A 15,618-nucleotide genomic window follows, 5' to 3' on the forward strand; every position below is an offset into this window, starting at 1 on the left:
AAAGGAGCGAAATGTTTGAAAGCTGGGTTAATCTTTCAGAGCAGTTTTTTGATGATTTGTCTAAGACCTGGAATAAAGGAGAGCTTAATTCCTTTAATCATGAAGAATTTGAAAAATCAATGGAACAGGTTAACTCCACGTGGGTTTTGGCGATTAAATCCTGGGAGTCTTTTTTAGGTTCACTAAAAAATCCTGATGAAACTTTTTTGTCAGAAAAGTCAATGGAAGAAAGGCGAAAAGCCTTGGAGGCCATAATGAATTCAATGTCAGAAACTTTTAAGATTTTTCAGGAAAAAAGCAAAGAGCAGTTCGAGGGTTTAAAAAATAATTTCACAGCTTTTGATTTTACTAAAATTGATAAAGGGCTTTTTAAAAAATGGGAAAGCTTTTATGAAAAAGAACTTTCAAGAATTCTTGGAATGCCCCAGGTTGGCTTAGGAAGAGAATATAATGAAAAAATTGCAACAGCATTAGACAAGTTTAATCTGTTTAACTCAGCTGTTATTGAGTTTCTTTATTTTCTTTATCTTCCCATGGAAAAAACTTTTATATTCATGCAAAAAGATCTGGAAAAAATGATGGCAGAGGGGAAACTCCCTGAAAATTCCGAGGAATATTATAATATCTGGCTTAAAAAGCTTGAAGCTAATTATATGTCAATGTTTCATTCCAGTGAGTATGTTTCTGTTATGGCTAAAACTCTTGAAAATATGGCTCAGTTCAAGTCAGCTCGTGATGCTGTGCTTGAAGATTTCCTTTCGACTTTACCTATTCCTACAAAATCAGAACTTGATGAATTGTACAAGGAAATCTCTGAGCTTAAAAGAACAGTAAAAAAGTTGGAAAAAAAAGCGAAAAACAATTAGATCAACGGGGGTAGCAATGGTTGGAATGTCGCAGGTAACTGATAATTTTTTAAAAGATGTTGCAAAGAATGCATCCAAAGTTAATTCATATCTTAATGATGCATATGATGTTTTAACAAGTGAACTTAATGACGGAATAGCTCAAACACCCTATGAAATAGTTCATCAGGAAGATCGGGTAAAGCTTAAATACTACAAATCAAACTCAACGGAGAAAAAGAGAAAAACTCCTCTTCTTATTGTTTACGCCCTGATCAACAGAGAAACAATGCTTGATCTTCAGCCGGGAAGAAGTGTTGTTGAAAAGTTTTTAAATGATGGAGTGGATGTATACATGATTGAGTGGGGATATCCATCAACCAAAGATAAATATCTTACCATTGATGACCATGTAAATGGATATATCGATAATATGGTAGATTTTATAAGAAAAAGAGAGAATTCAAAAAAAGTAAATCTTATGGGAATTTGCATGGGTGGAACTTTTTGTACCATATATTCAGCTCTTCATCCTGAAAAAGTTAAAAATCTTGTTCTTACAGTTACTCCCACAAGCTTTGATACCAATGAAGGTCTTTTGCATGTGTGGATGAATAAAATTGATGTGGACAAAGTGGTTGAGGGATTTGGAAATATTCCCGGCGATATAATGAATTTTGGGTTTCTTCTCCTAAATCCGGCAAGGTTAATGATAGATAAATATAAAGGTTTTTTACACAATATTGATAATAAATCATTTCTTGAGAACTTTGTAAGAATGGAGAAATGGATTTATGACAGTCCTGATTTACCCGGAGAAACCTTTAGGCAGTTTATTAAGGATTTTTATCAGAAAAATCTTCTCATAAAAAATGAACTTGTCATAGGCGGTGAAAAAGTGGATCTTAAGAAAATCACAATGCCGGTATTAAATATTTATGGAAAGTTTGATCATCTTGTTCCTCCTTCTGCTTCAGATAAGATTACATCTGTGATTGGAAGTAAGGATACAGAAGATCTTTGTCTTGAAACAGGACATATAGGAATTTATGTAAGTTCAAGATATCAAAAAGAATTTGCACCAAAAATTTCTTCCTGGCTCCTTGAAAGAGATCTTGAAGAAAAAACAACGGCAAAAAATAAGCAGGGAAAAAAAGCAGAAAGTGAAGCAGCATAAAATAAAAGCTGAAATATTAAACAACTAGAAGAGGTATAGATGGAAACTGGCAAAACTGTATCACAAATGAAAATAGGCGATTCTGCTGAATTTACAAAAACGGTGACAGAATTTGATATATATCAGTTTGCGGGTATAACAGGGGATTTTAACCCAGCCCATGTAAACGAAGAATATGCAAAAAATACAATGTTTAAAACAAGAATTGCCCATGGAATGCTCAGTGCTGGATTTATATCTACAGTGCTTGGAACAAAGCTTCCCGGACCCGGTGTAATTTATCTCAAACAAGATATTGTTTTTCTTGCACCTGTAAAAATAGGCGATACTGTTACAGCAAGGGTTGAAGTTAAAGAGTTAATTCCTGAGAAAAACAGGGTTGTCTTAAGAACTCAGTGTATAAATCAGGATGGAAAAGAATTGATTGATGGTGAGGCTGTAATGATGCCTCCTAAAAAATAGTAGAAGTTTTTTAAATTTATTTAAATAATATAAAGCATCATCTGGATTTTAGAGCTTTTCCAGATGATGCTTTTTTTGTTTTACTTATTCTTTTTTTTTGCCTTAATTTCAGCCTGAGCTGCTGAAAGTCTTGCTATGGGCAGTCTGAATGGTGAGCAGCTTACATAGTCGAGTCCTTTTTCAAAACAATACTCAACTGAATCAGGATCACCTCCATGTTCTCCGCATATTCCTATTTTAAGACCGGGTCTTGCCTGTCTTCCTCTTTCAACAGCATAGGTTATCAGTTGTCCAACCCCTTTTTTATCAATGGTCTGAAAAGGGTCGTCTTCAATTATTTCATAATCAAGATATTGACCCATGAAAACATCTGAATCATCTCTGCTGAATCCATAGGTCATCTGGGTAAGGTCATTGGTTCCAAAAGAAAAGAATTCTGCAATTTCAGCCATTTCATGGGCAAGCAGAGCCGCTCTTGGAATTTCTATCATTGTTCCAAAGGAGTAGTTGATTTTCTCCAGCTTGAACGCTTCCTTAACCTGGGCATAAACTCTATCAGTAATTTCTTTTGCAATTATAAGTTCTTTGGCGTCGCAAGTTACGGGCACCATAATTTCAGGCTTTGGATCTTTTCCTTCTTTAATCATTTCTGCTGCAGCTTCAAGTATTCCTCTTACCTGCATTTCTGTAATTTCAGGAAAAGTAATTCCGAGTCTAAAGCCTCTATGTCCCATCATGGGATTGCTTTCCTTGAGTCCTTCACCCCTTTTTACAACTTCTGATACATCTATATTCAAAGCTTTAGCAACTTCTTCCTGCTGTTCTTTTGAATGGGGAACAAATTCATGCAAGGGAGGATCAAGAAGCCTAATTGTTACTGGAAGTCCGTTCATTACTTCCATGGTTTCCTTAAGGTTTGATTTGACAAAAGGAGCAAGCTCATCAAGAGCCAGTCGTCTTTCATCTTCATTGGAGCTTAGAATCATTTTTCTTAAAAGGAAAAGAGGTTCTTCCGAGTTTTCTCCGTAGAACATATGTTCTGTTCTAAAAAGACCTATGCCTTCTGCACCAAGTTCAAGGGAAGCTTTTGCATCTTTTGTAGTTTCAGCATTAGATCTTACACCCATTGTTCTGAATTTATCTACTATTGACATAAATTTTTGAAAATTGGGGTTCTCTGTAGCATCGAGCATGGGGAGAGTTCCTTCATAAACAAGACCTCTGGTACCGTTTAATGTAAAGGTATCTCCTTCTTTATATATTTTTGAGCCGATTTTAAGTTCTTTTTTTGCAGAGTTTATTTGAAGCATTGAAGCACCTACTATACAGCATTTGCCCCAGCCCCTTGCAACAAGAGCCGCATGACTTGTCATTCCGCCTTTTCCTGTAAGAATTGCATTGGCAGCTCTCATTCCCTCAACATCTTCGGGGTTTGTTTCCTCCCTTAAAAGAATGACTTCTTTTCCTTCTTTGTACCATTTGACTGCGTCTTCAGCAGTAAAAACAATTTGCCCTATTGCACCGCCGGGGCCTGCAGGAAGCCCTTTTGCAACTGGATTTGTTTTAGCTTCAGCTGAAGGATCCACTATGGGATGAAGGAGTTCGTCAAGCTGGGCAGGTTTTAATCTTGTAACACAGGTTTCTTCATTAATTATGCCTTCGGCAAGCATTTCCATTGCCATATTAAGTGCTGCAGCTCCGGTTCTTTTGCCGATTCTGCACTGAAGCATGAAAAGTTTATTTTCCTGGATAGTAAATTCTATGTCCAGCATGTCCTTATAATGCTTTTCAAGGGTATTTCTTATCTCGTAAAGCTCTTCATAAACTTTTGGCATCTGCTGCTGAAGAGAAACAAGGTGCTTGTTTTGATCATTTTTGGTGTCATCATTTAATGGGTTGGGAGTTCTGTATCCGGCAACAACATCTTCGCCTTGTGCATTTACAAGCCACTCACCATAAAATTTGTTTTCACCTGTTGCTGGGTTTCTTGTGAAGGCAACCCCTGTTGCAGATGTTTCGCCCATATTTCCATAAACCATACTCATTACTGTACAGGCTGTTCCCCATTCATCTGGGATACCTTCAATTCTTCTGTATGAATTGGCTTTTTTTCCAAACCAGCTTTTAAATACTGCTCCAATTGAACCCCAAAGCTGTTTTTTGGGATCATCAGGAAATGGAGTGCCAAAGGTGTCAAGGATTTTTTTCTTGAATTCCTCGCAAAGAAACTTCAGATCTTCTACTTTCAGATCTGTGTCATTTTCATATTCTTTTTCAAATTTTAGGTCGTCCATCATATTTTCAAGCTGAACTCTTATTTCCTGTCCATCAACAGGAACTATTTCTTCAGCTTTTTCCATCACAACATCGGAATACATCATGATAAGACGTCTATAAGCATCATATACAAACCACTCATTGCCTGTTTTTTTAATAAGGCCCGGGATAGTTGCAGGACAAAGACCAACATTTAAAACGGTTTCCATCATTCCCGGCATGGACTGCCTTGCTCCAGATCTGCATGAAACAAGTAAAGGAGAGTCTGGATCTCCATATTTCATCTCCATTATTGATTCTACTTCTTTCAAAGCAGTTTCAACTTCCTGGACAAGAGAATCAGGGTATTTGCCGCCGTTTTTAAAGTATTCATTGCAAAAATCTGTTGTAATTGTGAAACCTGGAGGAACAGGCAAGCCCAAAGTTGCCATTTCAGCCAGGTTTGCACCTTTTCCGCCAAGAAGATTTGCCTGGGCGGCATTTCCTTCAGCTATGCCGTTGCCGAAGGTATAAACAAATTTTGTCATTCTATCCCCTTCCTTTCAACTCTTTATTATAAAATATATTGAGATTTAAAAAACTTTTACCATTTTTACTTGTCTTTAGCATTGTGTAATAATATTTAAAATCAAAAGTGCAAAATGTTTTTTGATTTAAAATATAAATATTATTAAAAAAAAGATGTTTGTTCAAGGTATTCATCAGATAAAAAAAATATATAATTTAATATCTTAGACAGATTATTTGTTTTGGATAACTATGGATTTTTAGAATATAAGTCAAGAAAAATATTTAGGTCTATCAAGGACCAAGGAGTATAAATAAAGTGATTTCAGTTTCAGGGGTAACAAAAAGTTTTGGTCAAAATGTTTTGTTTGACTCAATAAACTTTAAAATAAATTCAGGTGAAAAAGTAGGGCTGGTAGGCAAAAACGGGCATGGGAAGTCAACCCTTTTGCGACTTATCACAGGTGGAACTGAACCTGACCAGGGTGAAATAATGACACCTAGAAACTACAAAACAGGCTATTTGACCCAGATATTAGATTTTTCAAAGGAAACTCTTTTAAAAGAAGTTTCTGCCTCCCTTCCGCCAAATGAGAAGGAAAGTATTTGGAAAGCTGAAAAAATTCTTTCAGGGCTTGGTTTTTCAGTTTCAGATTTTGAAAGATCTCCAAAGGAATTTTCAGGGGGGTATCAGGTGAGAATAAATCTTGCAAAACTTCTTGTGGGAGAGCCAGACTTTCTTCTTCTTGACGAGCCTACAAACTATCTTGATATAGTTTCCATAAGATGGTTGAAAGAATTTTTATCCAAATGGCCAAAGGAATTTTTGTTAATCACCCATGACAGAAGATTTATGGATTCTGTGGTAACCCATGTTGCAGGTATTCATCGGAAAAAATTGAAAAAAGTCCAAGGGAATACCCAGTCATATTATGAGAAAATAATTTTAGAAGAAGAAATTTATGAAAAAACAAGGGTAAATGAAGAAAAAAGAAAAAAAGAAGTAGAACTTTTTATTACAAGATTTCGTGCCAAGGCAAGGCTTGCTGGAATGGTTCAGTCAAGGGTGAAATCTTTGGAAAAAATGGGCAGTAAGCAAAAACTGGATAAAATTGAACAGCTGGATTTTTCCTTTAATGAGGTCCCTTTTTCAGGAAAACAGATTTTAAATGTAAAAAATCTTGATTTTTCCTACTCAGAAGAAAAAAAAATTATAAGCAATTTAAGTTTTTCAATTAATTCAGGGGAAAAAATAGGAATAATTGGTGCAAATGGTCGTGGAAAAACAACTCTTGTAAAAATCCTTTCAGGAATCATTCAGCCTGATTCAGGTAAAATAAATTTTAACAACAACGCAAGGCCAGGAGTTTATGTTCAGGATTTTCTTGATGATTTAAAAGATGAAAACACTGTTGAAGATGAAGTGTTTTACGCAAACAATGAACTTGACAGGACAAAGGTAAGATCCATTTGCGGAGCAATGCTTTTTCCAGGAGATGATGCCTTAAAGCCTGTGGGTATTCTTTCAGGGGGAGAAAGAAGCAGGGTGATGCTTGGAAAGCTTTTGGCAAGACCAACAAATTTTTTGTTTCTTGATGAGCCTACCAACCATCTTGATATGGATTCTTGTGATGCTCTTCTTTCAGCACTGGACAATTTTTCAGGAGCGGTTTTAATGGTTACCCATAATGAAATGCTTCTTGATGCGGTTGCTCAAAAACTCATAGTTTTTTATCGTGATAAAATTGAAGTTTTTGAAGGGACTTATCAGGAGTTTCTAGAAAAGGTGGGGTGGGAAGAAGAGCTGGGCGAACAGTCTAAAAAAGAAGTTTCTGAAAACAATCAGGATAAAAAACTGATTAAAAGGCAAAGAGCCATTGTAATTCAGGAAAAATCAAGGGCAGTTCGTCCTTTAAAAAAAGAAATCAAGAAAATTGAAGATAAAATAATTTTATTTGAAGAGGAGGAAAAAAAGCTTGGAGATGATATGCAAAATGCTTCTGAAACAGGAGATGTGGAAAAAATGAGCAGTGTTTCCAAGCGTATTTCAATTGTTCAGGAAGAAATTGAAAGTTTGTTTGATGAGCTTGAGTTAAAAACAATAGAGCTTGAAGAACTTGAATTAAAATTTGAAAAAGACATTGTTAATTTACAATAATTACCCCTGATGAAACTTTGATTTATTTTGTATAAAACTTTCAAGTTTTTAGCCAACTCATCTTAATCTTAAGGGCAAATAGAACTTGAAGAGTTTGGTTTGTCTTTTTATTGTTTTTTAGATTTGAACCAAACTTGAAAGTTACTCAATATCAGAGTATATTTTACCTCAAACCCTTAATTCAGGTTTTAATTAGTTTTGAAAGGATTTATTAAGATAAATGAAAAATAAAAAAGATTTAATAACAGGTATTGTTCTTTTGGCCGCCTCCATTGCTGTTATTGTAAAGTTTTTTGTTCAAAGACAGGAGCTGGAAGCAATTACAGGGTCTGTTTTTTTTGTTAACCTAAGTTTTGTGATTTTTTCTCTTCTTCTTGGGGGAGCAGGAATTAAAAAAATATTTTTTCCGAAAAACAAAATAAAACCTGATAACTCAGACAGGGATAATAGGGATATATGAACGAAAACATCGATGATATTCAGCATCTTAAGTCAGAAGTAGAGTACAGAACCAAGCTTCAGACTATCACCAATAAAATTAATGGTGCTGTAAAACTTGATGAAATTTTAATAAATTTAAAGGATGAAATTACTTCTCTTTTTGAATGTGACAGGCTTACTATTTATTATGTTGACGGTGTAAAAAAAGAGCTTGTTTCAAGATTTAAAACCGGAGATGAAATATCTGAAATTCGAGTTCCAATTTCCCAAACCTCCCTTGCTGGTTATTGTGTTTATAAGCAAGCACTTGTAAACATTGAAAATGTTTATGACGATAAAGAATTGAAAAAAATGGATCCTGAGCTGGAGTTTGACAAAAGCTGGGATAAAAAAACCGGATTTACAACAAGGCAGGTTCTTGTTGTTCCCATAATTTATAAAAAATTTCTTCTTGGAGCTGTTCAGCTTATAAACAAAAAAAGCGGAATGGCCTTTGAAAAAAGGGATGAAATTTATGTTCTTGAGCTTGCCCAGGTTCTTGGAATAGCCCTTCATAATCAAAAAAGACTTGCAACTCAAAGGCGACCGAGAAAATTTGATTACCTTCTTGAAAATCATATTCTAACCAAAAAAGAGCTTGATAACGCAACTTCAAAAGCAAGGAGTTTGAAAAAAAGCGTAGAAGAAATACTTTTAAAAGAGTTTAGGATTTCAAAAGACGATATTGGGGAATCAATAGCAAGATATTTCAAAGTAAATTATGTTAAATTTGAATCAACAATGCCAATTCCAGGCGAACTTATGAGGGGTCTTAAAGTATCTTTTCTTAAGAGCAATAAATGGGTACCTGTAAAAACAGATGAAGAGGGCTATCCCTTAATTGCAATAGACAACCCCGAAGACATCCAGAGGATTTCTGATATTAAGTCTCTTTTTCCGGGACAAAAAGTTAAATATTGTTTTTCTTTTAAAGAAGATATTTTAAAAATGCTTGAACACTTCACCCAAAAAGAGGATCAACTTGACTCTATAGATGAAATTTTGTCACAGATGAGTGAAGAAGAAATTGAGGTGGAAGAAGCAGAATCAGCAGTAAGTGAGGAAAGTTCTGCAATTGTTCAGCTGGTAAATAAAATAATCCTTGATGCCAATTCAAGAAATGTTTCAGATATTCATATAGAACCTTATTTAGGTAAAACCAATACTGAGGTAAGATTTAGAATTGATGGTTCTTGTATGCTTTATCAGACAGTTCCTTATCATTTTAAGAATGCAATTGTTTCAAGGCTTAAAATCATGGCAGATCTTGATATTGCAGAAAAAAGAAAGCCCCAGGACGGAAAAATAAAGTTTAAAAAATTTGGAGGAAAAGACTTAGAGCTTCGTATGGCAACAATTCCAACCCAGGGCGGGGTGGAAGATGTTGTTTTAAGGCTTCTTGCTTCAGGGGATCCTATTCCCCTTGTTGATATGGGATTTTCCAAAAGAAATTTTGATGAATTTATAAAATGCATAGCAATGCCCTATGGAATTGTTCTTGTATGCGGTCCTACAGGTTCGGGTAAAACAACAACTCTTCATTCTGCCCTTGGATATATAAATAAACCTGAAAGAAAAATATGGACAGCTGAAGACCCAGTTGAAATAACTCAGAAAGGTCTTCGCCAGGTTCAGGTCAGGCCCAAAATAGGATTTGATTTTGCGGCTGCCATGAGGTCTTTTCTCAGGGCTGATCCCGATGTTATAATGGTTGGTGAAATGAGGGATAAGGAAACTACTCAAATAGGCATTGAGGCTTCTCTTACAGGTCATCTTGTTTTTTCAACTCTTCATACAAACTCTGCTCCTGAAACTATTACAAGGCTTCTTGATATGGGGATGGATCCTTTTAATTTTGCCGATGCAATTCTTTGTATCATGGCTCAGAGGCTTGTAAGAACACTTTGTAAACACTGCAAGGAAGAGTATCATCCAACTAAAGACGAATATTTTGAACTTGTTCATGAATATGGAGACAAAGCATTTGAAAAGCATCTTAAAATTCCATATTCAAAAGATCTTGTTTTATATAGGCCTAATGGATGCCAAAAGTGTAATCAAACTGGTTATTTAGGACGAACAGGGCTTCATGAGCTTCTTTTAGGCAGCGATAAACTTAAAAAGCTTATTCAAAGACAGTCATTAATGGAAGAACTTAAAAACCAGGGTATTGAAGACGGAATGACAACTCTTAAGCAAGATGGAATTGATAAAGTTTTTCAGGGTAAGTGCGATCTTATTCAGGTTAGAAAAGTCTGTATTAATTAGAAAATTGTTGAAATCATTAATTTTGTTTATTTAAGATAAAAAATTACAGGGTCTAAACCCTGTAATTTAGTTAATCAACAATTTTTATGATACAGCAACAACCTCAACTTCAAAAACAAGTTTTTTTCCTGCCAGGAAATGATTTGCGTCAATAGTAACCTTGTTGGTTTCGATTTTTTTAACTACAAGGGGAATTATTTGTCCTGTTTCTGTTTGTGACTCAAGCTGCATTCCTTCTTTGAGTTCCAGATTTTCTGGAAACATTGATTTATCATATTCTGCAACAAGATCTTCTCTTCTTTCGCCGTATCCTTCTTCAGGAGAAACAACAATTTCTTTGGTTTCACCCACTTTCATCCCGTCTACGCCTTTTTCAAATCCTGGTATCATCTGGCCGGCACCCATTGTAAATTCAAGCGGCTCTCTTCCCTTTGAAGAATCAAAGGTTTCTCCGTTTTCAAGCTTGCCTGTGTAATGCACTTTAATTGTTTTACCGTTTTGGGCTAAAGTCATTAAAATTACCTTTCATTTTTGTTAAAAAAAATGCCTTGTACAGGCAAAATTTTAATCAATAGTTAAATAAAAATTCTGATTTTTGATCAATTAATAATACAAAAAAAGATTAATTCTTAGTTGGTTCTAAAGAATAAAAATAATTTTTGAGGGATTAAAACATAATTGATTTGTCAGAGTTAACTGATTTTTTTAACCAGTTATTTAAACACTAATTGCAGATTTATAAATTTCAAGGATAAAATAAAAAAACAGGACAAAAAATGTCCTGTTTATTGTTTTGAACTTAAAAGATAAATCGAAAAACTTCAGGTAAAAATTAATTGGCTGTGTTTACAAATCCGTTTGCCCCAGTACCTGTATCAGAAGGAGTCCCTGCAATTTTTGCAAGGTAGGTGTTTCCAAGTCTTTCAATATGTTCTTTAACATCATCAAAATAATTGAAATGTGCCTGCTCCTCGTCAATTATCTGCTCAAATATTTTCACGCTTGTGCTGTCTCCGTTTTCCCTGCATATCAGGGCAAACTGATTGTATTTGTCTATAGTGTCATCTTCAAGTTCTGCATCAAAACCAAAGATTAAATTAACATCCTGACCTTTTGTGACTTTATCCAAAGGTTCTGTTACTGGCTCTCCGCCAAGTTCTTTGATTCTTTCAGCAAACATTTCACCATGGCGCATTTCATCTATTGCAATGAGTTTCACCTTGGCTGCAAGTTCGCCATAGTCCATATCGTCTAAATTGTAATGCTGATTCATATACTGATGAATGGCATGAAGTTCCATAGCTCTGGCTTCATTAAGAGCGTCTATAACCTTTTGTCTTCTTTCTTTTTTTTCGGCTGTTGTCATTATTGCCTCCGTTTTTTTATGGGTTTAAAATCAATATGAATAACTATAAAATCAAGTTTTGATTTTAATCAAAATATTTTAAATGAGGTTTTAGTTTGTTTTCAAGTTTTTGTCTGTATTTTTCCAATAATTCAATGTTTTCGGTTTTTTCAACCTTTATAGGCTCTCCGTAAACAATTTTAACTTTTGAAAAAGGTTTTGGAATTATAAATTTATCCCAGCTTGAGGCGTGCCAGTCTTTTTCAGTGATTGAGTGCATGGGAACAAGATAACCACCAATGGTGGCTGCCATTTTAACTGCACCGTTTTTTACTATTCCAACAGGACCTGTGGGTCCGTCCACAATATGGGCTCCAATTCCTGATTTCTCAACTTGTTCAATCATTTCGTTAAGAGCATCTTTTCCACCCCTTGAAGAAGAACCCCGTGCACAATGCCATCCTGTATGTTTTGCAACTCCTGCTATCATTTCACCGTCTTTGCTTTTGCTTATCATAAGTGATGGATTTAGATGGGAGTAGGTTTTGAAATATCTGATATATGAAAAAAACTGCTGATGGAGTGTACATAAAATTACTTTTTCACCTTTATTTAAAAGGTTCATCCATTTTTTTTCATTTACAACTTCAAATCTTAATGTTTTTGAGTATGTCCTGATAAAATGATAAACAAGCCTAATAAATTTTTTGTCAGTAATTAAGTTTTTTGTATTTATTTTCATTTTTTTCCTTTTCAAAAAGTTGAAATTCCTGTTTTTTCCATAAATAAATATAAATATCTTTTTAAAAACAAATTTTTACCAAGTTTATCATAGTCCAGACTGAATTGTTTTGAGTCTGTATTTGAAAATAAGATATTAACATAGTTTACAACATCTTTAAAAAAAGTTGTATCTGTTTTTGCTTTTACAATAACATTGGTTTCAAGATTATAGTTGTCAAGGTTTCTTCTGGTAAGGTTGGCAGAGCCTGTGATAAGAAAATTTTCTCCCGAGGATTTTTTTATGAGAACAAGTTTTGAGTGAAGCTGGTTTCCTTTGGTATTTCCCCATTTTACAAAAATCCCGCTGTTATTTAGTTCTTTTCCAGTAACTCTATTTGGGATTCCATTTTTTTTTCTTCCAAAAGCGTCTTTATTAGCATCAAGCAAAACCTTTACTTTTACTCCTCTTTTTGCAGCTGACTTAAGTGCTTTTATTGTTTTTCTATGGGAAAGATAAAACATTACAAGCTCAAGACTATCTTCTTTTTGAGTTGAATTAATAAGGCTTATTAAGTTTTGTGAAATTTTATTTTCTGTGACTATTTTTATTTTTTCCCTGGTTTCTTGATTGTCAAAATTAAAATTAAATTCAGGAAAGTTTTTAAAACCTGAAATTTCAAGTACTGCCTTTTCAGATTCAAGAAGATCAAGGGCTGCTTTTCCATTGAATAAAACACCGGCATTTAAGTGGTATGAACTTGGGTCATGAGGATTAAAAGAGCTTACAATTGCAAAAATATCTGAAGAAGTGTTGCAGATAAAAGTTTTTCTGTGATTTGCCTTAAAGTTTAAAAGCTTGAAATAGCTTCTTATGGAAACTTTTTCATCTCCAAATGGGCTTTTTATTGTTTCAGCAGGAGAGTTTCCAAAACTTTTTAAAAAAACCCTGTAAAAAGCAGAGTAAACAGGGTTGCTGTCCCTTAATTCATCAAGGTTTGTAAATATCAGCTTGATTTTATTTTTTTCAAGTTCTTCAAATATAGGATTAACAAGGCCGTTGTATACTGTGTTTATTGGATCTGTAATTACACAGATAAAAATATCAGGATTTTGTTTCTTTTTTTCTATTAATGCATTTTTAAGCTTATTGGAAAGGCTTTGATCTTTTTTAAGAGGTTTTCCCATAAAGTCATTGAATAAAAACATATCAATAAGAATAAAGTCTTTTGCCTCATCAATTTTTTTTAAAATAGTATTTAAAATTTCATGATCTTTTTCAAGGGTGTTTTCTTTATTAACCCAGGTCAGATCTTTTAAAAATTTGATTTGAGAAACATTTTGAAAATCACTTTCAAAGTTAGTTCCATCAGGAAGAGGTTTGATAAAATAAAAGATTCCAGTTGATAAAAGTATAGCTGCAATAAAAAACATTAATGGTTTGACTATTGGTCTTTTTTTCATTTTTTATTCACCTGTTTATTATCTGTAAAAAAAGCTTTTTGCCAAGATAAACTCCTTAGTAAGAGTTAGAGGGTTTTGTATAAATATACTCAGTAAATAATTTCACTGTTTTTATCGCAGATTTTTTTTATTTGATCTTTATAATAGGTATTGTTTCCCTTGGATTTTTTATATGCTTCTTTAGCTAAAAAACAGGCTTTTTCCCTATTTCCTTTTCTAAAATATCCTTCGGCAAGAGTGTCAAGGAGATAAGAAGGCGGATCGTCAATGATCTCAGCTGCTTTTTTTGCAAGGTTTACTCCTTTGTTGGCATTTTGAATGTTTTTGTTTTTAGATGTAATATAAATCCAGGCAAGATTGTTAAGGGTTTCAGGTAAGTTTTCATTTAAGTCTAAAGCTTTTTCAAATGCTTTTATAGCTTTTTCCTCTTTTTCCTGTTCCATCATGAGATTACCCAGATAATTGTAAAGTTCAAAGTTATCAGGATTTTTTTGAAGTTCAGATATAATTATTTTTTCAGCTTTATTTTTTATAAACCCGGCTTTATATAGATTTATTTTTGTTCCCCCATAAAATATGAGAGCAATTGTTAAAAAATAAACCAAAAGCAGATAATTAACTTTTTTATCATGTTTTTTTGCCTGGGTATTGTCCATCTGACATTTAAAAAGAAATTCAATCCTTTGTCTTATGCTGTAGTGATGCCAGTTGGGTTCCTCTTCGCTTCCAGGACTCATCCTTGATATTTTTTTAAAGGTTGAAACAAGGGGAAATGATGAGCCTGAAATAATAAAACTGTATCCGTCAGCCTGTCTTTCAAAATTTCTCATGAAAAAACCAAAAACATATCTAAAGTATAAAACGAATGCAGATATGAAAATTATTGCAGTAAAAAGAGAAACAAAACTTTGGGGAAGCATGGAATTTGTAAAAGTTTTAGGCGTTAGGAATAAAAATAGAATTGTAGCAGGTTCAAGAAAAGCATGTAAACAGACTATAAAACCTGCAAATATAAGAAGGTATAAAAAAATATGATTTTTTTTGATATGACCAAATTCATGGGCAATTACAGCTTCTTTTTCATCTGGTGAAAGATAATCACAAAATGCCTGGGTAACCAGAATATATCTGAAGTTTTTGAAAAGTCCCACTACTCCTGCGGTTATCATTTTTCCCTGAAATATAGGCCAAATAAGGGCTTCTTTGTATTTCACTCCGGTTTTTTTAGATAAATTGTTTAAAATTTTTATTGTTTCTTCATCTTCTAATTTTGTGCATTTCCAAAATTTTTTAAGAAGAATAGGAATAAAAACACTGATTAAAAGAATTAAAGAAATTCCATAAACCACCTGTCCTAAAAAAGAATCGTAAAAAATTGTTTTGTTTTTAAATGGAAGAAACTCAAAAATATCAAAAACAACCGAGATAATAAACCAGGGAAAAATTGTGGGAAGAGAAAATCCAAGCTGGGTAAAAATAAATTCTTTTTTTGAAATTTCATTTGTATTGTATTCGGGATTGTTTGAATGAGATCTTTCCCAGATTAGAATCATAAATCCTGTAAATATTGAAATCATTATCAAAGGAGCTATGGTTTCAAATTGTGAAGTTATTATATTTTTTGTAAAAATCCTGGGGATTTCAAAAATATAGAGATTGATTCCAAAAATTATTATTGCAAGTATTGACAGGTTTTTTGAGTAAACTTTAAATAAATCCAGTTCTTTATTTCTAGAGGCTTTTTTGAATAAAAGATCGCAGATAAAGTAAAAAAGAATAAATGAAAGAATTAAAATTCCAAAAGAAAATTTTAAGCTGAAATTATTTGATAGAGAATCAGTGTAAAAAATTGAGAGAATAAGAGCTGAAATAAAATAAATTATATTTTCAAACATAGTTTTTATATTTCCTTGGT

12 protein-coding genes are annotated in these 15,618 nt (G+C 33.6%); 6 read left to right on the plus strand and 6 right to left on the minus strand.

From position 1 onward, the window contains the following. Positions 1-11: 11 nt before the first annotated feature. From RBR53_07005 to RBR53_07015, 3 genes are read left to right on the plus strand one after another with little or no spacing between them, the layout of a single operon-like run. Entirely contained in the window at positions 12-866 is an 855-nt protein-coding gene (locus RBR53_07005; protein MDY0132401.1) for a poly(R)-hydroxyalkanoic acid synthase subunit PhaE, read from the plus strand. A gap of 16 nt (positions 867-882) precedes the next feature. Beyond that, a complete protein-coding gene (phaC, locus tag RBR53_07010; GenBank protein MDY0132402.1) occupies positions 883-2,022 on the plus strand; it encodes a class III poly(R)-hydroxyalkanoic acid synthase subunit PhaC in 1,140 nt (379 codons plus the stop codon). 39 nt (positions 2,023-2,061) lie between these two features. After that, entirely contained in the window at positions 2,062-2,484 is a 423-nt protein-coding gene (locus RBR53_07015) for a MaoC family dehydratase (GenBank protein MDY0132403.1), read from the plus strand. A gap of 80 nt (positions 2,485-2,564) precedes the next feature. On the opposite strand, the gene ppdK is transcribed toward RBR53_07015, so the two are convergent. Further along, positions 2,565-5,288: a pyruvate, phosphate dikinase gene (ppdK, locus tag RBR53_07020; protein ID MDY0132404.1), complete on the minus strand. Its 2,724-nt coding sequence runs from the start codon at positions 5,286-5,288 to the stop codon at positions 2,565-2,567. A gap of 299 nt (positions 5,289-5,587) precedes the next feature. Between ppdK and RBR53_07025 the strand changes: the two genes are divergently transcribed. The 3 genes from RBR53_07025 (at position 5,588) to RBR53_07035 (ending at position 10,174) form a co-directional block, all read left to right on the plus strand. Continuing rightward, entirely contained in the window at positions 5,588-7,426 is a 1,839-nt protein-coding gene (locus RBR53_07025) for an ABC-F family ATP-binding cassette domain-containing protein (GenBank protein ID MDY0132405.1), read from the plus strand. Positions 7,427-7,646: 220 nt separating this feature from the next. After that, positions 7,647-7,886, plus strand: coding sequence for a hypothetical protein (locus RBR53_07030; GenBank protein ID MDY0132406.1), 240 nt, complete (start codon positions 7,647-7,649; stop codon positions 7,884-7,886). Beyond that, entirely contained in the window at positions 7,883-10,174 is a 2,292-nt protein-coding gene (locus tag RBR53_07035; GenBank protein MDY0132407.1) for a GspE/PulE family protein, read from the plus strand. The genes RBR53_07030 and RBR53_07035 overlap by 4 nt, the downstream gene beginning before the upstream one ends. Positions 10,175-10,258: 84 nt before the next feature. Here RBR53_07035 and RBR53_07040 read toward each other — a convergent pair whose 3' ends face one another. The 5 genes from RBR53_07040 to RBR53_07060 all read right to left on the minus strand — a co-directional run bounded on the left by RBR53_07040 (position 10,259) and on the right by RBR53_07060 (position 15,598). Next, positions 10,259-10,687 carry a peptidylprolyl isomerase gene (locus RBR53_07040; protein ID MDY0132408.1) on the minus strand — a complete coding sequence of 143 codons (429 nt, stop codon included), beginning with the start codon at positions 10,685-10,687 and terminating at the stop codon, positions 10,259-10,261. A gap of 319 nt (positions 10,688-11,006) precedes the next feature. Further along, entirely contained in the window at positions 11,007-11,540 is a 534-nt protein-coding gene (locus RBR53_07045; protein MDY0132409.1) for a bacterioferritin, read from the minus strand. Between the two features lie 64 nt (positions 11,541-11,604). Next, a complete protein-coding gene (locus tag RBR53_07050; GenBank protein ID MDY0132410.1) occupies positions 11,605-12,261 on the minus strand; it encodes a lysophospholipid acyltransferase family protein in 657 nt (218 codons plus the stop codon). Between the two features lie 11 nt (positions 12,262-12,272). After that, entirely contained in the window at positions 12,273-13,703 is a 1,431-nt protein-coding gene (locus RBR53_07055) for a phospholipase D-like domain-containing protein (protein ID MDY0132411.1), read from the minus strand. 89 nt (positions 13,704-13,792) lie between these two features. Then, positions 13,793-15,598 carry a M48 family metalloprotease gene (locus RBR53_07060; GenBank protein ID MDY0132412.1) on the minus strand — a complete coding sequence of 602 codons (1,806 nt, stop codon included), beginning with the start codon at positions 15,596-15,598 and terminating at the stop codon, positions 13,793-13,795. Between the last annotated feature and the right edge of the window lie 20 nt (positions 15,599-15,618).

This window comes from Desulforegulaceae bacterium (genome assembly GCA_034006035.1).
Classification (GTDB): Bacteria; Desulfobacterota; Desulfobacteria; order Desulfobacterales; family JACKCP01; genus JACKCP01.

Coding starts and splice junctions, on each gene's coding strand:
- RBR53_07040 (MDY0132408.1), bottom strand. CDS start 10,687: ATGACTTTAGCCCAAAACGGTAAAACAATTAAAGTGCATTACACAGGC.
- ppdK (MDY0132404.1), bottom strand. CDS start 5,288: ATGACAAAATTTGTTTATACCTTCGGCAACGGCATAGCTGAAGGAAAT.
- phaC (MDY0132402.1), top strand. CDS start 883: ATGGTTGGAATGTCGCAGGTAACTGATAATTTTTTAAAAGATGTTGCA.
- RBR53_07060 (MDY0132412.1), bottom strand. CDS start 15,598: ATGTTTGAAAATATAATTTATTTTATTTCAGCTCTTATTCTCTCAATT.
- RBR53_07015 (MDY0132403.1), top strand. CDS start 2,062: ATGGAAACTGGCAAAACTGTATCACAAATGAAAATAGGCGATTCTGCT.
- RBR53_07035 (MDY0132407.1), top strand. CDS start 7,883: ATGAACGAAAACATCGATGATATTCAGCATCTTAAGTCAGAAGTAGAG.
- RBR53_07050 (MDY0132410.1), bottom strand. CDS start 12,261: ATGAAAATAAATACAAAAAACTTAATTACTGACAAAAAATTTATTAGG.
- RBR53_07055 (MDY0132411.1), bottom strand. CDS start 13,703: ATGAAAAAAAGACCAATAGTCAAACCATTAATGTTTTTTATTGCAGCT.
- RBR53_07030 (MDY0132406.1), top strand. CDS start 7,647: ATGAAAAATAAAAAAGATTTAATAACAGGTATTGTTCTTTTGGCCGCC.
- RBR53_07045 (MDY0132409.1), bottom strand. CDS start 11,540: ATGACAACAGCCGAAAAAAAAGAAAGAAGACAAAAGGTTATAGACGCT.
- RBR53_07005 (MDY0132401.1), top strand. CDS start 12: ATGTTTGAAAGCTGGGTTAATCTTTCAGAGCAGTTTTTTGATGATTTG.